The sequence below is a fragment of the Amycolatopsis sp. NPDC052450 genome (assembly GCF_044547565.1).
GTDB lineage: Bacteria > Actinomycetota > Actinomycetes > Mycobacteriales > Pseudonocardiaceae > Amycolatopsis.
This window is the reverse complement of sequence record NZ_JBIUAQ010000045.1, coordinates 19202-37412: the sequence shown is the minus strand read 5'-3', so window position 1 is coordinate 37412 and position 18211 is coordinate 19202. Positions and strand designations below refer to the sequence as shown.

Genomic DNA, 18211 nt, shown 5'->3' with positions numbered 1-18211 from the left:
CACCTACTTGCGGTAGTCGCACACGCAAGGATCGCAAGTAGGTGACGAATTGCTAGATCGTCGGGACGCTCCGCAGTAGTTGCCGCAGGCCTTCGGCGTCCAGCAGGTCAGCCGGGCGGACGGTCTTGTCGTGTTTCACGTAGTGGAATGCCGCGCGCACCTTCTCGACCGGCACCTTCTTGAGTGCCGCCCACGCCAGCCGGTACGCCGCCAGCTGCACGGCCAGCGGCGCGAGCCGGTCTTTCTCCGGTACCGCGCCGGTCTTCCAGTCGACGACGGTCCACCCGCCGTCGGCGTCGGCGAACACGGCGTCCATCCGCCCGCGCACCGTCACGCCCACGACGTCCGCCGAGAACGGGACCTCGACGGCGTGCGGCACCCGGTGCGACCACTCGCTTTTCTCGAACGCCGTCTGCAACGCCTCCAGCTCGGAGTCGGGCGCTTCGTCGACGTCCGCCGCGCCTGGCAGGTCGTCGATCTCCAGCAGTTGCTCGCCGCCGAACCGCTGCTCCAGCCAGCCGTGGAACGCCGTCCCCCGGCGCGCGTAAGTGTTGGGCCGCACGGGAAGCGGTCGCCGCAGCCGTTTCGCCAGCGCGGCGGGGTCGGCCGACAGCTCGACCAGCTGACTCACCGAAAGATGCGACGGCAGCACGACCTGCTGAACGCGGTTCTGCGCCCGCGCGCGCTCCTCCAGCAGCACCTTGGTGTCGGAGATCCAGCCGTCCGGATCGTCCTCTTCCTCTTCACTGTCTTCCGCGTTTTCCATCGCGCCGACTACCAGGTCGACGCCGTTGGTGACGCCTTCGCGCCGCGGCCACAGCGGATCGACCGGCCACCGCGACCGGCGGGAGTCGGCGACCAGCGGGTTCTCCCCGTCGGCTTCCGGCTCGTCGGCCCAGTGCTCGATCCGGCCGACCGAGTTGCCGCGCATCACCTCGCCGATTTCGAGCAGGAACTCCGAAGGCCCCTTCGGCCGCGCGCTGCTCTCGTTCCACCAATGGCCGGAGATCAGCATCGTGTGTTCGGAGCGGGTCAGCGCGACGTAGCAGAGCCGCCGCTCCTCGTCCGCTTCCCGCGCGATGAAGCCTTCTTCGTGCAGTTCCAGCGCTTCCTGCACTTCCTTGCGGTCCGAGCCTTCGGGGATCCGCAGCTCCGGCAGGTCCTCCGAGTCCCCGCGCAGCGCCGCGGGCAACGAGGTCGACGTCCGCAGCCACGACGACGAACGCCGCCGCCCGGGGAAGACCTCCTTGACCAGATGCGGGATCGCGACGATGCGCCATTCCAGTCCCTTGGCCGAATGCACGGTCAGCACCTGGACCCGATCCGGGACGACCTCCACCTCGCCGGGGGTGAGCCCGTCCTCCGCGTGCGCGGCCGTGTTCAGGTAGTCCACAAAGGACAGAAGAGTGGCCGTCGGCGACGTCTCGGCGAAATCCGTGACGACGTCGGCGAAAGCGTCCAGATGCGCGCGCCCGGCGGGCCCCGGGCGAGCCAGCGACTCGACGTCGAGCAGCATGGTGCGTTCCACGTCGGCGACCAGTTCCGGCAGCGACTGGTCGAGCCGCCGTCGCAACGCCGAAAGCTCGGAGCCGATCTTCCGGATCCGCCGGTAGCCCTCGGACGAATACCGGTCCGGCGTCCCGGGATCGTCGATCGCGTCGGCGAGGCCCGCCTGTTCGACCCGTTCGGTCACCAGCACCGGTTCGTCCACATCGGACTTTCCCGACGGCGGCACCGGCGAGGACAGTTCGCCCGCGCGGCGCCACAACGCCGCGAGGTCGGCCGCCGCGATCCGCCAGCGCGCCCCGGTCAGCAACCGGGCGGCGGCACTGCCGGCGAGCGGATCGGCGAGCACCCGCAACGTGCTGACCAGGTCTGCGACTTCGGGTTCGTCGAGGAGGCCGCCGAGGCCGACGACCTCCACCGGAAGCCCGCGTGCCCGCATCTCCGCCGCGATCGGCGCCATGTCGGCGCGGCGGCGCACCAGGACCGCCGCGGTCGGCGGCTTTCCGGTCTCCTCCACGGTTTCGAACCAGCGCTTCGCCACCGCGTCGGCCACCCACTCGCGTTCGGCGCGGACGTCCGGCAGCAGCGCGGTGGCGATGTCGGCCGCCCCCGCGCCCTCCAGCGCACGCAGCCGCGCGACACCGAGCCCGCGCTCTCGCAACGGTTCCGAGATCGCGTTCGCGAGTTCGAGCACCTCGGGCGGGTTGCGGAAACTGGTCAGCAGCCCGAAATCCAGCGCCGGGACAAGCCGTTCGCCGTTGTCGCGCGGGAAGTCCGTGGTGAACCGGGGCAGGTTCGCCGCGCTCGCCCCACGCCAGCCGTAGATGGCCTGCGCCGGGTCGCCCACCGCGGTCACCGGCATCGGCGGATGCTCGACGCCGCCGAACAACGACCGCAGCAGGATCCGCTGGGCGTGCCCGGTGTCCTGGTACTCGTCGAGCAGGACGGCGCCGTAGCGCTCCCTCTCCCCCGCGACCACCGCCGGATAACTGCTGGCGAGCTGTGCGGCCAAGGACATCTGGTCGGCGAAGTCGAGCGCGCCCTCGGCTCGTTTCCGCGCGTGATACGCCTCGACCAGCGGCAGCAACGCGAGCCGGAATCGTTGCGCGGTCATGACTTCGGCCAGTTTCTGCGGCAGCGCCGCACGCTGGCCCTTTGCCCGCGGCGCGTTCTCGATGACCTCGCACAGCCAGGACGTGTACCGCGCCAGCCGTTCGGGCTCGACCAGATGCTCACCGAGTTCCCCGGCCAGCGCCAGCAACTGCGCCGTCACCGTGGCGGGCACGCGATCCGTGTCGAGGTCATTGTCCCAAGTGGACACCACGCGATGCGAGAACTGCCACGAAGACGTCTCCGACAGCAGCCGGACCCCTGGCTGGACGGGCAGTCGCAGGCCGTGTTCGGACAGCAGCCGCCCGGCGTACGCGTGATAGGTGAGCACCGTCGGCTCGCCTGCCGTCACCGTCATGCGCAGGTCGCCGGTCGGATCGATCCGGTCGAGCAGCCCCGATCCGACGAGGCGGCGCAGCCGGGTGCGGACGCGTTCGCCGAGCTGGCGGGCGGCCTTGCGGGTGAAGGTCAGGCCGAGGACGCGTTCCGGTGGCACGATGCTGTTGGCCACCAGCCACACCACACGCGCGGCCATCGTCTCGGTCTTGCCCGCGCCCGCGCCGGCGACCACCAGCGACGGCTCGATGGGCGCGGCGATGACCTCGGCCTGTTCGTCGGTCGGGCTGTGCAGGCCGAGCGCGCGGGCGATCTCGCCGGGTTCGACCTGACGGCGCTGAAGTGCGGAGATCAAGGCCCGGTCACCTGCCTGCCCTCGGGCCGCAGCGGACAGCAACCCCTTGCCGGGCAACGATCACAGTCCGGGTTCTCGGTGACCCCGTACTCCGGGCCCGCGGCGGATCCGGCCGCCGAACGCACCAGTTCGAGCCACTGCTTGCCGCCGCCGGAGTCCAGCGGCGCTTGCTCGCGCTGGGTGGATCCGGTCTTGTTGTTGGACTTCGCGACGTAGACCAGCCGCGCGCCACCGGGTTTCGAACCGCCTTCGACCGCGCCGAGCAGCACGGCGAGCTGGTACGCGGCGAGCTGCGGATGCTGTTCGGCGTCGGCGGCGGAGATCGGGACCTTGCCGGTCTTGATGTCGATGACGACCGGACGGCCATCCTTGTCCATCTCGACGCGGTCGACGCGGCCGCGCAGGAGCACGCGGACGTCGTCATCCCCGACCGGGAGCTCGACCTCGATGTCCTGCTCGACCCCGGCTTCGATCAGCTCCTTGCGGCTGGATTCCAACCAGGAGATGAAGTTCCGCAACATCTGCTCGACGCGCGACCGCTCACGGCGCGAGAACCACGGCGCCCCCGCGTCGACCCTCACCCACGCTTCGTCGAGGGCGGCGCGGATCTGCTCGTCGCTGCTGCCGCCCGCGACCGCCTGCGCGAGGCCGTGCACCAGGGTTCCCGTGACGGCCGCGAGTTGCGCCGGGTCGCTGCCGCCGTGGCGTTCGATCAGCCACCGCAGCGGACATTTGACCAGAACCTCCACAGTGGACGGTGAGATGCGGATGAGGTCGCCCGGCCCGTGCACGGGTTCGCCGGTGGAGGGTTCCAGCAGGCCGTACCAGGTGCCCGGATGCGCGCCCGGCACCCCGGCGGCGGCCAGTTTGGCGAGCTGACGCGCCGCCCGCTGACGCCTTTCCGGCTCGCTCGATTCGTCGCAGACCACCTCGCGCAGTTCACCGACGAGTTCGGCGAGCACCAGCGAACGGCCGGCAGGCTTCATCCGCGAATCGAGGCCGCCGTCGTCCGCGCCGTTCTCTTCGAGGTCGTCGATGAACCGCGAGGGCTGCTCGTCCTCCCCCGCGACCGCGCTGACCAGCAACGTCTTCCGCGCGCGGCTCGCGGCGAGGTAGAACAGCCGCCGCTCTTCGGCGAGGATCGGCGCGGTGGCGGACACCTTCTCGTCGTCGACGCCGGACATGAGGTCGACCAGCCGCTCCACGCCGAGCACGGAGCCGCGCAACCGCAGATCCGGCCAGCTGCCCTCCTGCACACCGGCGATGGACACGACCGTCCACTCACGACCGGCGGCCGCGTGCGCCGTCAGCAGCGAGACGCCGTCGCTCTTCATGGCCGCGGGCGCCAGCGTGTCCCCCGCGATGTTCTGCGAGGACAGGTAATCCGCGAACGAGGCGACACTCGCCTTCGGCAATCTGTCGACATAGCGACCGGCCGCGTCGAAGAGGGCGACGATCGCGTCGAGATCCCTGTCCGCCTGCGAGCCAAGGGAACCACCGCGATCGACCAAACGCAGTAAGCGCTGCTCCAGACCGCTGGCCTGCCACAGATCCCACAGCACCTGCTCGACACCCTCGCCGCGCACCACGGCCTGGTGCGCCGCGTGCAGCAGGCCGCCCACCCGGCGCATCGGCAGCGACTCGGCATCGGCGAGACCGGTGAGGACATCGTTGGTACGTAAGGCTTCCACCAGCAGTTCGTCGCTGGACCGCTGCCCGCCGCCGGCGAGTTCCAGCCTGCGCAGACCGCGACGCAGCCGCCGCAGGGCGAGCGGATCCGCGCCGCCCAGCGGCGAGGACAACAGCATCTCGGCGAGGTCGACGTCGAGCAGGTCCGGATCCGCGGCGAGCCGCAGCATCGCCAGCAGGGGACGGACCGCGGGCTGCTTCGCGAGCGGCAGTTCCTCGGTGGCCGAACCGATCGGCACCCCGGCCGCCCGCAAAGCGCGTTGCAGGACAAGGAAAGTACGGGCGGGCGACCGGACGAGCACCGCCATCTCCGACCACGGCACGCCGTCGACGAGATGCGCGCGGCGGAGCTGATCGGCGATCCAGCTCGCCTCGGCGGCCGGGGTCGGCATCAGGCGGACGCGGACGGCGCCACCCTCGGCGTCCGGCGCGTCGACGAGTTTGCGCTGCGGAGACGAGCCGGGCAGCACGGAGCCGAGTTTCGTGACGGCCGTGCGGATCACCGGGGCGAGCCGGTGCGCCGTGGTCAGCAGGACCGTGCGTTCGCCGTCCTCGTCCGCGTCGGCGAACAGCCGGGGATCCGCGCCGCGGAAGGAGAACACGGACTGATCGGGGTCACCCGCGACGACGAATTCGTCGGCCGCGTGCCCGATGAGCCGGATGAGCTGGGTCTGCAACGGGTCGAGATGCTGGGCGTCGTCGACGAACAGATGCCGGACGCGGCGCTGCTCGCGTTCGCGCAGTTCGGGGTCGTCCTCCAGCGCGAGCAAGGCGGAAGTGACGAGCTCCGCCGCGTCCAGCGCGGGCGCGCTCGCGACGCCGAGCGCGTTGCCGCCCGCGCCCTGCAGCAACGTGACCTCTTCGTACTGGCTCCAGAAACGCCCGGCCGCGATCCACTCGTCGCGGCCGCGACGCCTGCCGAGTTCGACCAGATCCTCCGGGCCGAGCCCGCGTTCGGCGGCGCGGAGCAGCAGGTCTCGCAGTTCCTCGGCGAAACCGGGGACGTTCAGCGCGGGCCGCAGCTGTTCTGGCCAGTCGAGCGCGCCCGCCTCGATGTCGCCGGCGAGCAGATCGCGGACGACGACGTCCTGCTCCGCTCCGGCCAGCAGGCGAGGCGGCGGGAGTTCGTCGGCCTGCGCCTCCATCCGCAACAGCGCGTACGCGTACGAGTGCACCGTGCGCACGAGCGGTTCGCGGATCGTGCGCGGCAGCGGATCCTCTTCCGGATCGGTGGTGAGCCGGTGGGTGATGTCGGCGCGCAGGACCTCGGCCGCCTTGCGAGAAGTGGTCAGGATGAGCACGCTCTCCGGGTCCGCGCCCTCCGCGATGCGCCGCGAAGCCGCCGACGCCAGCAACGCCGTCTTGCCCGTACCCGGGCCGCCGAGGACCCGGCGGAAGCCGTCCGGGGCGGCCAGCAGGCGCCGGGCGCCGGAATCCCACTGGAACGAGGGCGTGCCGGTGACCGGCGTGCGGACCAGCCGCGCGTCGGTTCCTGCCGCTGTTCGCCGCCCGTTCACGCCCACGATGGAACCACGCCCCGCCGACACAACCTCGCAGCGGCACGGCAAAGTGGTCCCATGGATGACGAACTGCACGAGCGGGTGCGCGAGGTCATCGCGAGCGTGCCCGCCGGCTCGGTCGCGACTTATGGGGATATAGCGTCGGTTTCGGGAGCTCCGTCCCCACGGCTGGTCGGGCGGATCCTCGGCGAGGACGGCCAGGACCTGCCTTGGCACCGGATTCTGCGCGCCGACGGGACGCCTGCCCCGCATCTGGTCCACGAGCAGCTGGAGAAGCTGCGCGCGGAGGGCGTCCTGGCCGACGGACAGCGCGTCGACCTGCGAAAATACCGGTGGCAGCGTGATCCCGGCGACGACGCTGGTCCCGGCGCTCTCTTTTAGGTTAGCCTCGCCTAATGAGCTACATCGAGGCGAAGGTGACCGGGGTCCGGAGGCTGACCCCGCATATGAGCAGGGTGACCTTCTCGGGGGCATCGCTGGTGGACCACGCCCCCGACCAGTACCTGAAGGTGTTCTTCCCGCTGCCCGGCCAGGCGGAGCCCGTGCTGCCCGCTCCGCTGAGCGGTGACGAAGTGCTGTCCTGGTACCGGAGCTACCTCGCGATGCCCGACGACGTCCGGCCGTCGATGCGCACCTACACGGTGCGCGCGCTGCGGCCATCGGTGCAGGAGGTCGACATCGACTTCGTGCTGCACGGCGACGAAGGCCCCGCCTCGGCTTGGGCGTCGCGCGCCACGGAGGGTGACCGCGTCGCGTTCCTGGGGCCGCACGGGCTCTACGACGTGCCCCCGGACACGACCTGGCAGCTACTGGTCGGCGACGAGACCGCGATCCCGGCGATCGGCGCCATCGTCGAGGCGCTGCCCGCCGGAACGCGAGCGGTGGTCTACGTCGAGATCGGTGATCGCGAAGATCGGCAGGTCTTCGAAACGCAGGGGACGGTGGAGCTGCACTGGGTAGTGCGGGGCTCTGGCCCTGTCGGCGACGCGGTGCTCGAAGCCGTGCGTAAGGCCGAACTGCCGGGCGGGACGCCTTACGCGTGGATCTCGGGCGAAGCGAACATGGTGAAGCTGACGCGGCGGCACCTCGTGCGGGAGCGCGGAATGGACAAGCGGGCGATCTGCTTCACGGGGTACTGGCGGCAGGGCGTGAGCGAAGAGGCCGCCGGGCGGGAAGCGATGCGACAAGCGGAAGCCGGGGAGACCCCGCCCCCCGAAGAGGACTAACCCCCTTCACCCCCTCCGCGCCCCTTCTCCCCCTTCGGCCCCCTTCGGGTGCGCGTTGCGGGGTGCAGGTGCGCCCAATGTGGCATTGGGGACGCTGGGTGTCCCCAATGCCACATTGGGCGCACCCCTCGACCTGCGGAAAGAGAGCAAGGGACCTTTGCTACCGCTTACGTAGCCATGCTAAGCAAGCGATAGCAAAGGTCCCTTGCTATCGCTTTGGCCCTCGGTCGCCGCGCGGAAACGTGCCGTGAGGGCCTCCTTGCCTACCCTCAAGGTAGTGAAGGAGGCCTTCACGGACCCTGGATCCCTCAAGGGGCCTTCACGCGCCCAAGCCACAAACTCAGTGCGGCACCCAGAGCGTCACCCGGGTCCCCCGCCCCGGATGCGAATCGATCGTCCCCCGCCCGCCGACCTCCGCCAGCCGCGCCATGATCGACTGGCTGATCCCGAACCCCGGCGGCCGGTCCAGCATGCTGAAGCCGGTCCCCTGATCCCGCGCGATGACCGCGACGCCGCCTTCGGACTCCTCGACGCGAAGCACGACCTGGTTCGTTCCGGCGTGCTTCACGGTGTTTCGGAGCGCTTCGCGGACGGCGTCGCGGATGGCGGTCCGGCGCGCGTGCGAGAGGCGGTAGTCCTCTTCGGTCTCGGCGGCGACGAGTTGGGTGCGGAGGCCGTCGCGCGCCATTTCGGTGGCGACCTCGGCGAGGTCCGCGGCGAGGCCGCGTGCCGAGGGCGCGTCGGGGCCGGCCAGTTCGCGGCGCAGTTCGGCGGCCTGCGCCCGGGCCGCGGCACGCATCTCGGCGAGCCGCTGTGCGGCGGCGGAGTCGTCGTCGGGCGCCTCCATGCCCATCGCTTCCAGTGTTTGGAGCACCGAGTCGTGCATGACCCGCTGGGTCCGCAGGCGTTCGGCCCGCTGCCCTCGGCGCATCCCGATGCCCAGCGCGAACCGGGTCCCGACGCCGAGCAGGATCAGGATCCCGGCCGTGGTCACCATCGCCACGACGAGCGCGACCATGCAGCCGACCGATCGGCTGACCGCGAGCGGATGGTCGATCGGGAGTCCGCCGATCCAGGTCAGGAACGCCCGGAACGGCAAGGCCGCGATCAGCAGCACGCAAGCGGCGGGCAGCCCGAACGACAGCGTCCACAACGCCACCGTCCCGACCATCCACGTCCACGCGACGTCGATGGCGAACGGCTGGATTTCGGTGGGCGCGGCCACGGCCACGATCGTCGTGAGCACCACGCCCACGGCGAGATCCGCGTACATCAGCCGCCCGGACGTCTTCGCCCGGATCCCGCGGCCCTTCACGACCCACCAGACCGCGAAGACGTTGAGCAGCACCGCCAGTAGCGTCGTGCTCAGCACCGGGACGATCCCCGCCGAACCGTTCGCGACGAGGAAACCGATGTATACCTTCGGAAACGCGGCCACGCGGTAGAAGATCGGGCCGAGGGCGGAATAGCGCATGGCGCGCATCAGCAGCGAGTCCGCGGAGTCTTCCCGATAGCGCCAGTCGGGAACGGAATCGGGGTCGGGTGCTTCGTCGGCTGGGCTCGCGCCCAAGACCGAAGAGCCCTTTCGCAACATCGCGCGCACGAACGTGACCGATTGAGACTCGGACATCCGCCGCCCTCCCCGCGTCCGATGTGTCGAGCCTGGCAAAGCGGACTTCCCGCGTCAAGACGGCCGAATGCGCAGTTCCGCGACGAGAAGTTTGACGAGCGCGCCGAGTCGCTGACGTTCGGGCTGGACAGTCGGCACCCCGGCGGCTTCCAGCGGCGCCGCGGTCACCGGGCCGACGCATGCGCACAACACTGGGCCTCGCAATGCGGCAAGAAGCTCCTTGCGACGCGAACCCGCCAGCGTGAGCAGGTTCGTGGCCGCCGGAGCGGAGGTGAAGGCCAACGCGTGCACGCGTCCGGACAGCACACTTTCGACGAGTTCGTGCACAGGTCCGACGTCGGCGGGCGAAAGCCAGCGGTACGGCTGCGCCTGGACGACGTCCGCGCCCGCGTCCCGCAGCGAACCGGTGAGTTCGGGCAGCAGGGTTCCGTGCAGCTGGACGGCGACCCGTGCGCCGCCGACCCCGGCGTCGCGCAAGCCTTCGAACAGTTCCGCGTTGCTCTCTTCGGGCGCGGAGAATTCCTCGCGCAGCCCCTCGCCGCGCACGGCGCCCGCCGCTTTCGGTCCGCGCACGAAGATCCGTGACGCCGCCAGCCGCTCCAGCAACGGTTCGCGCAGCCCCCAGCCTTCGGCCGCCGAAAGCCAGCCGCGGAACCCGGCGCCGGTGGTGACCGCGGTGAACCCGACCGGTCCGGCCAGCACGGCGTCCGTCGCCGCCCGCAATTCGGTGTCGTCGGGTAGCGGGACGATCCGGATGGTCGGTGCGTGCAGCACTGTCGCGCCGTGTCGTTCGAGTGCGCCGATGAAGTCTTCCGCCCGCCGTTCCGCGGTGATCCCGATCGTGATGCCGGCCAGGTCAGCCATAACGCGCGCCCATCTTCCTGATCTCCTCCGCCAGCCGCTCGCGCAGCTCCGGCGGTTCGAGCACTTCGAGGTTCCCGCCGAAGCGCAGCAGTTCGCCGACGGCCGGTTCTCCCGGCTCCACGGGCAGTTCCATCGTGAGCCAGCCGTTTTCGTCCGGCTCGGCGACCGCTTCCCGCAACGCCCGTACTCCGACGGCTCCGAGATAGAACGGCACCAGTATGCGGGCGAACTCGTTCAACCGGACCACCGCCACTCGCGAGTACATCCGCTTTTCGAACTGCTCCGACCATTCCTGCCAGTACCGCGCGAGGTCGAAGTCGGACGGCCGCTCGAAGGTCTCACCCAGATCGTCGAGCTCCTCGATGCGGGAGACCCGATAGGTCCGGTCGGTCCCGTCGCAGCGCGCCGCGAGATACCAGTTGCCCGCCTTGAGGATCAGACCGAGCGGGTCGAGGACGCGATCGACCTTCCGCTGCCCCCAGCGTTCGTACCGGACCTTGATCCGCCGCGCGTGCCAGACCGCGTCGGCCAGTTCGGACAGTCGCGGCAGGCTCTCGATCCCGCGATGCCAACCGGGAACGTCCAGGTAGAACCGGTCGGAGACCTTGCTCGCCCCGGCGCGCAGTTCCGCGGGCATGGCCGCGTGCAGTTTGAGCTGCGCGGCGGCGAGGACCGTGCCCAGCCCCAGTTCGGCGGCCGCGCCCGGCAGGCCCGCCAGCGAAAGCGATTGCGCCTCCTCCTCGGTCAGCCCGGTCAGCCGCGTGCGATAGCCGTCGACGAGCTGATATCCGCCCGTGCGCCCGCGATCGGCGTACACCGGCACGCCGGCCGCGGACAGCGCCTCGACGTCGCGGTAGACCGTCCGGACCGAGACCTCCAGTTCGGTCGCCAGCTCCTCGGCCGTCATCCGGCCGCGGTTCTGCAGCAGGAGGAGAACCGACAGGAGTCTGCTCGCGCGCATGACTCCAGTATCCCCGAAAACCTGACATGATCTGACAGGTATGGCTGACAGGGTGAACCCATGAACACGTTCGCCATGAAGAACTGGGAAGAAGCCCTCGTCAGCGGCACGGAGGGCGGGCCGCGCGTGGCACACGCGCACGCCACGTTCGCCTACAGCGGGCTGATCGAAGGTGAGGCGGTCATCGACTATCTGCTGTACTACGCGGGCGAGGGCTTCGACGGCGGCGGAACGACGTCCCCCGGCCTCGAACGGATCGAGGGCAGTGTGGACGGGCGCAAGGGAAGCTTCGTGATCAAGCACGACACCGGGTTCGACGCGAAGGGCATCTCGTCGCAGTTCACGGTCGTCGAAGGCTCCGGAACGGGTGAACTCGCCGGGATCACCGGCACCGGCACCACAACCGGCGCGCTCGGTGAGCCGAAGATGTCGTACACGTTCGAATACGCGCTCTAGGGAGGACCAGTGCTCGAGGTCGATCGCGAGCAGGTGCTGGCGTACCGGATCGCGGCGCACGGACTGCACCGTGAGGAGACGGAGCCGGCCGCGGCGGCCGTGTTCGACCTCGGGCTGCAGGATTCCGTGCGGGACACCGCTCTGCTGGGCCTCGCCGCCCGGATCGACGGCGACATCACGCCCGAGGTCTGGGACGACGCGCGCTTCGTGCTCGCGTGGACGCATCGCGGCGCGCCGCATTTCCACCGTCGCACGGAGCTCGACGCGATCCGGGCCGCGCTCGTGCCGCTCGACGAGAAGGACGCGATGGCGCGGATCCTCTGGCAGCGCAAGCAGGTCGAGGACGCGGCCATGTCCGCGACGGACGCGCTGTTCACCGCCGCGAAGGCGATCCGCGAGGTCGTCACCGGTACGCAGACCAAGGGCACGGTGAGCGGCGCCGTCACGAAACTGATCCCCGAAGGCCTTTCGTACGCCTGCCGCGGCTGCGGTGTCGTGCACATCTACGAGCAGCTGATGCGGGTCGCGTCGATCCACGCCGGAGTCCGGCTGGAGGCGGGTGCGACCCCGGCAACGTTGGCGCCACTGGAAAAGCGCGGTCGGCTCAAGACGACGCCGGACGTCGAGGCGGCCAAACGCGTGGTCGAGGGCTACCTGCGGATCAACGGTCCCGCCGCCCCCGGTGACGCCGCCGCCTACGTCGGAACGACCCGCGCCGGCGTCGACGCGATGTGGCCGGACGGCCTGGTCGAGGTCCGGGTCGACGGCAAGAAGGCGTTCCTGCCGGAAGACCGGGTGCCGTTGCTGGAAAATCCGCCGGAGCCGGACGTGGTGCGCCTGCTGCCGCCGCTGGACCCGTTCGTCCAGGCGCGCGACCGGGCCGTGCTGGTGCCGGACAAGGCGCGGCAGAAAGAAGTGTGGAAGATCCTCGGCAGTCCCGGCGCACTGCTGGCCGACGGCGAGATCGCCGGCGTGTGGCGGGCCAAGGCGAGCGGGAAGAAGCGGCTCGACTTCACCGTCGCCCCGTTCGACGCCCTCCGCCCGGCCGTGCGGAAGGCGGCCGAGGAGGAGGCGGCCCGCGTCGCCGCCGCCCGCGACTTTCCCGACCACCGCGTCACCTTCGCCTGACCGCAAGACCCCGCAATTCGTCACCTACTTGCGTCCACCACCCCCGCAATTCGTCACCTACTTGCGCCACTTCCCCGCGCGACCACCGCAAGTAGGTGACGAATTGCGGGGGTCACGGATCGACGGCCAGGCGGTAGCCCCGTTTCACCACCGTCTGGACGAGTTTCGGTGACCCCAAAGAACTCCGCAGGCGTCCGATGGCGGTCTCGACGGCGTGCTCCTCGCCGCCGTCGGGCAACGCGGCGACCAGCTCCCGCCGGGAGAACACCCGCCCCGGCGACTCCGCCAGCGCCCGCAGCATCGCCATCGGCGCGGGCGCGATGTCACACCACTGCCCGTCGACCAGCGCCGCCTGCCCGCGCAGTTCGATACGCCGCCCGCCCGCCGCCAACCGCGGTGAACGGGCTACTAACGCGTCCGACACCGTCCGCGCCAACGCCCCGATCCGCGACCGCGCGGGCTGGACCGTCGGGATCCCCAGCGCGGCCAGCGGCGCCGCGGTGATCGGCCCGACACAGGCGACCACGACGCGCTTTTCCAGTGCCCGCACGACTCCCGGCAGTTTCCCGGTCCGCTTCGCCACCGCCAGCAGTGACGCGGCCGCGGGCGCGCTGGTGAACGGCAACGCGTCCACCGAACCGTCGAGGACCGCGTCCAGCAGCCGGTCCAGCGGCCCGGGATCGGCCGGACCGACCCAGCGGTACACCGGCACTTCGATCACCTCGGCGCCCGCGGTACGCAGACTGTCCACAAAGTACGGAAGCGGCTCGCCGTGCAGCTGCACCGCGATCCGCTGACCGTCCACACCGGAATCGAGAAGATGCCGCAGCACTTCGGCGTTACTCTCCGAAGTGGGCGAGTAGTCCTCCGAAAGCCCGGCCGCGCGGATCGCCCCTTTGGCCTTCGGGCCGCGTGCGAGCAGCGCCGAACTCCCCAGACTCTCCAGCAACTCCTCCCCCAGCCCCCAGCCTTCGGCCGCCTCGACCCAGCCGCGGAAACCGATCCCGGTCGTCGCGACGACGACGTCGACGCGGTCTTCCAGCAACCGCATGGTCGCCGCGCGCAGTTCGGTGTCGTCGGCGAGCGGCACGATCCGGATGGCCGGACCGTAGCGCACGGTCGCACCCTTACGCACGAACAGCGCGCCGAGCTCGTCAGCCCGCCGCGCCGCCGTGATCCCGATGACGAATCCCGCCAGGGGAAGGACTTCTGTCACGGCGAGAACTCCACCTCCACCACTCCCCCGGAGACCCGCACCCGGTACGCCTCGACCGAGACACCCTCGGCGTCGAGGCAGGTGCCGGTCCGCAGGTCGAAGCGTTCCTTGTACACCGGCGACGCCACCACGGGGACTCCGCCCGCGTCACCGACGATCCCCCGCGAAAGCACCGCGGCGCCGCTGACCGGGTCCATGTTGGACAGTGCGTACCACCGGTCGCCGGGCAGCCGGAAGATCGCCACCTGCACGCCGCCGTCGAGCAGGGCGGCGACACCGGACCATTCGGGGACCGCGCCCGCCGCGCAGACGGCGGTCCAGGTGCGCTCGATCGAGGTCGTCACTGTTTCACCTCCGGGATTCCCAGCAGCACGGGCACCTTCTGGTCGCGTTCGGTGCGGAACGAGATCGTCGGATCCGGCGTCCCCGGCGCGTTGACGAACGAGCTGAACTTCGCCAGCTTCTCCGGGTCCTCCAGCACGCCGCGCCACTCGTCGGCGTAGTCGCCGACATGCTTGGCCATCGCCGCGTCGAGGTCTTCGCAGATGCCGAGCTTGTCGTCGACGATCACCGCGCGCAGGTGGTCGAGCCCGCCTTCCATCTCCTCGACCCACGGCGCGGTGCGTTGCAGGCGGTCGGCCGTGCGGACGTAGAACATCAGGAACCGGTCGATCGTGCGGATCAGTGTCTCCGTGTCCACTTCGGACACGAGCAGATCCGCGTGCCGCGGGGTCGCGCCGCCGTTGCCGCCGACGTAGAGGTTCCAGCCCTTGTCGGTCGCGATGACGCCGAAGTCCTTGCTCCGTGCCTCGGCGCATTCCCGCGCGCAGCCCGAAACCGCGGACTTCAGCTTGTGCGGCGAGCGCAGGCCGCGGTAGCGCAGCTCCAACTCGATCGCCAGCCCGACGCTGTCCTGCACGCCGTAGCGGCACCACGTCGAACCGACGCACGACTTCACCGTGCGCAACGACTTCCCGTACGCGTGTCCCGACTCGAATCCGGCGTCGACGAGCCGCCGCCAGATCAGCGGGAGCTGGTCGACGGTGGCGCCGAACAGGTCGATCCGTTGTCCGCCGGTGATCTTGGTGTACAGCCCGAAATCCATCGCCACCTGCGCGATCACCATGAGCTTCTCCGGCGTGACCTCGCCGCCGGGGATCCGCGGGACGACCGAGTACGTCCCGTTGCGCTGCAGGTTCGCGAGGAACTTGTCGTTGGTGTCCTGCAGCGTCGCCTGCTCGCCGGCGAGGATGTGCCCGTTGCCCAGCGTGGCCAGAATGGACGCGATCGCCGGTTTGCAGATGGCGCAGCCGGTTCCGGTGCCGTAGCGGTCGATCATCTCGCTGAACGTGGTGATCCGCGTGGCCTGGAGGATCTGGAACAGCTCCGCGCGTGACTGCGGGAAGTGCTCGCACAGCGCCTTCGACTGCTCGACACCGCAAGCCGTCAGCAGCTTGCCCAGCAGCGGGACACACGATCCGCAGGCCGTGCCCGCCCGCGTGCAGCCCTTGATCTTGGCGACCGAATCGCAGCCCTCTTCGGTGATCGCGTGCGTGATCGCGCCCTTGGAAACCGCGTTGCAGGAACAGATCTGCGCCGCGTCGGGCAGCGCGTCGACCCCGACCGCCGACCCGCCACCGGCCGGGGCGAGGATCGCGCCGGGTTCGGCGGGCAGCGGCCTGCCGACCATCGCGCGCAGGGTGTTGAACTCGCTCGCGTCACCGACGAGGACCCCGCCCAGCAACGTCTTCGAGTCGTCCGAGATGACGAGCTTCTTGTACGTCCCGGCGACGGCGTCGTTGAACGCCACCTCCAGCGCGCCCTCCGTCGCCGCGTGCGCGTCGCCGAAGCTGGCGACGTCGACACCCATGAGCTTGAGCTTCGTCGACATGTCCGGCTCGGGGAACGTGCCCTCGCCGCCGGTCAGCCGCGCCGCGACGATCTCCGCCATCGCGTACCCCGGTGCCACGATGCCGTACACCTTGCCGTCGACGGCCGCGCATTCGCCGATCGCGTACACCGCCGGGTCGGACGTCCGGCAGGTGTCGTCGACCAGGATGCCGCCCCGCGCGCCGACCTCCAGCCCGGACGAACGCGCCAGATCGTCCCGCGGCCGGATGCCCGCGGAGAAGACCACGAGATCGACGTCGAGTTCCGTACCGTTGCCGAGCTTCGCGAGGTAGCGCTCGCCGTCCGGCTCGATGGCGTCGGTCGACGTTCCCGTGTGGACGGTCACGTCGAGGTCGGTGATCAGCCGCCGGAGCAGGCCACCGCCGCCCTCGTCGACCTGCAGCGGCATCAGGCGCGGCGCCATCTCGACCACATGCGGCGAGAGACCCATGTCCCGCAACGCCTTCGCGGCTTCGAGGCCCAGGAGTCCGCCACCGATGACGACCGCCGAACGACGTCCGCGCCCGGGCCGCTGAGCGGCTTCGCGGATCGCGTCGAGGTCCTCGATCGTCCGGTAGACGAAGCAGCCCGGAAGATCGTGTCCCGGCACCGGCGGGACGAACGGCCGCGAACCGGTCGCGAGGACGAGCGCGTCGTACGGCTGCTCGTGGCCGGCCTCGGTGACGACGACCTTGCGGTTCCGGTCCACCGAAACCACCGCGTCGCCGAGCCGCAGCTCGACCAGCGGGTCCTCCGCGTAGTCCGCTCCATCGAGAGCGAGGGAAGCCGGATCCCAAGTGTCCACATAGGACGTCAGAGCGACGCGATCGTAGGCGGGCCGCGCCTCCTCGGCGAGTACCACGATCTGCCATTCGCCGGTCTTGTCCTCCGCGCGCACCGCTTCGACGAGCCGGTGCGCGACCATGCCATGTCCCGCGACGACGAGTTTCCGCATCAGACCTCCGCTCCGGCGAGCGCCAGACCCCGGACGCTCGTCACCTCCGACTGCTGCTTGCGCAGGTACACCGCCCACGTGACGGCGAAGCACAGCCCGTAGAAGACGAGGAAGGCGACGAACGCCGGCACCCCGCTCTTCGTGTCCGCGAACGACTGCCGGAACGCCAGGTTGATGAACAGCCCGCCGAGCGCGCCGATCGCCCCGGCCAGCCCGATCAAGGCTCCGGAAAGCTTGCGTGCCTTGAGCATCTCCAGCGTCTCGTCGGCGCCCTCGCTGATCGCGACCTTCGCCTTGGCGCGGAAGATCGCCGGGATCATCTTGTACGTCGAGCCGTTGCCGATGCCGGTGAGCACGAACAGCACGATGAACGCGACGGTGAACAACGCCAGCGAGTTCGACGTCGACGCCAGGATCAGCACCACGGTCGCCGCGGCCATGCCGACGAATGTCACGAAGGTGATCTTGCCGCCGCCGATCCGGTCGGCCAGCCAGCCGCCCGTCGGCCGCGAGAACGAGCCGAGCAGCGGGCCGAGGAACGTCACCGCGGCCGCCTGCAGCGGCGTGCGGCCGAACTGGTTCTGCAGCACCAGGCCGAAGGCGAAGCTGTACCCGATGAACGAACCGAACGTGCCGACGTAGAGGAACGACATCACCCAGGTGTGCGGATCCTTGACGACCTCGCGCATCGCCTTGGTGTCGCCCTTCATCGAGGCGAGGTTGTCCATGTAGAAGTACGCGCAGACCGCCGCGACCACGATGAGCGGGATGTAGATCGCCAGCACCACCCGGGGCGCGGTCGCGCCGACGGTCCCGATCACCAGTAGCCCGATCAGCTGGATCGCCGCCACGCCGAGGTTTCCGCCGCCCGCGTTGAGCCCGAGCGCCCAGCCCTTGTGCTTCTCGGGGTAGAACGCGTTGATGTTGGTCATCGACGACGCGAAGTTCCCGCCGCCGACCCCGCCGAGCGCGGCGATCAGCAGGAACGTGCCGAGCGAGGTGCCCGGTTGCATCGCGATCGCCGCCAGGATCGTCGGCGCCAGCAACAGCAGCGCGCTGACGATCGTCCAGTTCCGGCCGCCGAACCGCGCCACCGCGAAGGTGTACAGCGGCCGCATCAGCGCGCCGATCAGCGTCGGCGTCGAGACCAGCAGGAACTTGTCCGCGGCCGAGAAACCGTACTGCGGTCCCATGAACAGGACCATGACCGACCACAGTGTCCAGACGGAGAAGCCGATGTGCTCGGCCAGGATGGAGAACCAGAGGTTCCGCCGGGCGATCTTCTTCCCGGTCTCCTCCCAGAACCGCTCGTTCTCCGGATCCCAGTGCTCGATCCAGCGCTTGCCACGAGCGTGCATGAGGTCCTCCT

13 protein-coding genes are annotated in these 18211 nt (G+C 70.1%); 4 read left to right on the top strand and 9 right to left on the bottom strand.

All coding sequences use genetic code 11. The annotated features are described in order from the left end of the window. Positions 1 to 52: 52 nt before the first annotated feature. The gene (locus tag ACIHAO_RS40000) at positions 53 to 3307 is read right to left on the bottom strand and encodes an ATP-dependent helicase (RefSeq protein WP_396567037.1); all 3255 of its coding nucleotides are present in this window, start codon (positions 3305 to 3307) and stop codon (positions 53 to 55) included. Next, positions 3304 to 6519, bottom strand: coding sequence for an ATP-dependent helicase (locus tag ACIHAO_RS39995; protein WP_396567035.1), 3216 nt, complete (start codon positions 6517 to 6519; stop codon positions 3304 to 3306). The genes ACIHAO_RS40000 and ACIHAO_RS39995 overlap by 4 nt, the downstream gene beginning before the upstream one ends. A 54-nt stretch (positions 6520 to 6573) precedes the next feature. Between ACIHAO_RS39995 and ACIHAO_RS39990 the strand changes: the two genes are divergently transcribed. After that, positions 6574 to 6897 carry an MGMT family protein gene (locus tag ACIHAO_RS39990; RefSeq protein ID WP_125796648.1) on the top strand — a complete coding sequence of 108 codons (324 nt, stop codon included), beginning with the start codon at positions 6574 to 6576 and terminating at the stop codon, positions 6895 to 6897. Between the two features lie 14 nt (positions 6898 to 6911). Next, positions 6912 to 7742: a siderophore-interacting protein gene (locus ACIHAO_RS39985; RefSeq protein WP_396567033.1), complete on the top strand. Its 831-nt coding sequence runs from the start codon at positions 6912 to 6914 to the stop codon at positions 7740 to 7742. A gap of 340 nt (positions 7743 to 8082) precedes the next feature. Here the strand turns inward: ACIHAO_RS39985 and ACIHAO_RS39980 are convergent, their stop codons facing one another. From ACIHAO_RS39980 to ACIHAO_RS39970, 3 genes are read right to left on the bottom strand one after another with little or no spacing between them, the layout of a single operon-like run. After that, positions 8083 to 9372 (bottom strand): sensor histidine kinase, encoded by a 1290-nt coding sequence (locus tag ACIHAO_RS39980; protein ID WP_396567031.1) that lies wholly within the window; start codon positions 9370 to 9372, stop codon positions 8083 to 8085. Between the two features lie 54 nt (positions 9373 to 9426). Continuing rightward, positions 9427 to 10236 carry a uroporphyrinogen-III synthase gene (locus ACIHAO_RS39975; RefSeq protein ID WP_396567029.1) on the bottom strand — a complete coding sequence of 270 codons (810 nt, stop codon included), beginning with the start codon at positions 10234 to 10236 and terminating at the stop codon, positions 9427 to 9429. Then, a complete protein-coding gene (locus tag ACIHAO_RS39970) occupies positions 10229 to 11197 on the bottom strand; it encodes a helix-turn-helix transcriptional regulator (RefSeq protein ID WP_396567027.1) in 969 nt (322 codons plus the stop codon). The genes ACIHAO_RS39975 and ACIHAO_RS39970 overlap by 8 nt, the downstream gene beginning before the upstream one ends. Positions 11198 to 11257: 60 nt before the next feature. On the opposite strand from ACIHAO_RS39970, the gene ACIHAO_RS39965 reads away from it, so the two are divergent. Then, positions 11258 to 11653 carry a DUF3224 domain-containing protein gene (locus ACIHAO_RS39965; protein ID WP_396567025.1) on the top strand — a complete coding sequence of 132 codons (396 nt, stop codon included), beginning with the start codon at positions 11258 to 11260 and terminating at the stop codon, positions 11651 to 11653. A gap of 9 nt (positions 11654 to 11662) precedes the next feature. Next, on the top strand, positions 11663 to 12781 hold the full coding sequence (locus ACIHAO_RS39960; protein ID WP_396567023.1) for a DNA glycosylase AlkZ-like family protein: 1119 nt from the start codon (positions 11663 to 11665) through the stop codon (positions 12779 to 12781). A gap of 112 nt (positions 12782 to 12893) precedes the next feature. On the opposite strand, the gene ACIHAO_RS39955 is transcribed toward ACIHAO_RS39960, so the two are convergent. From ACIHAO_RS39955 to ACIHAO_RS39940, 4 genes are read right to left on the bottom strand one after another with little or no spacing between them, the layout of a single operon-like run. Beyond that, positions 12894 to 13997, bottom strand: coding sequence for a uroporphyrinogen-III synthase (locus ACIHAO_RS39955; RefSeq protein ID WP_396567021.1), 1104 nt, complete (start codon positions 13995 to 13997; stop codon positions 12894 to 12896). Further along, complete coding sequence (nirD, locus tag ACIHAO_RS39950) at positions 13994 to 14341, bottom strand: nitrite reductase small subunit NirD (protein WP_396567019.1); 348 nt, start codon at positions 14339 to 14341, stop codon at positions 13994 to 13996. Before nirD ends, ACIHAO_RS39955 begins: the two co-directional genes overlap by 4 nt. Further along, positions 14338 to 16842, bottom strand: coding sequence for a nitrite reductase large subunit NirB (gene nirB, locus ACIHAO_RS39945; RefSeq protein ID WP_396567017.1), 2505 nt, complete (start codon positions 16840 to 16842; stop codon positions 14338 to 14340). The genes nirD and nirB overlap by 4 nt, the downstream gene beginning before the upstream one ends. Continuing rightward, positions 16842 to 18200 (bottom strand): NarK/NasA family nitrate transporter, encoded by a 1359-nt coding sequence (locus tag ACIHAO_RS39940; protein ID WP_125780998.1) that lies wholly within the window; start codon positions 18198 to 18200, stop codon positions 16842 to 16844. The genes nirB and ACIHAO_RS39940 overlap by 1 nt, the downstream gene beginning before the upstream one ends. Positions 18201 to 18211 lie beyond the last annotated feature (11 nt).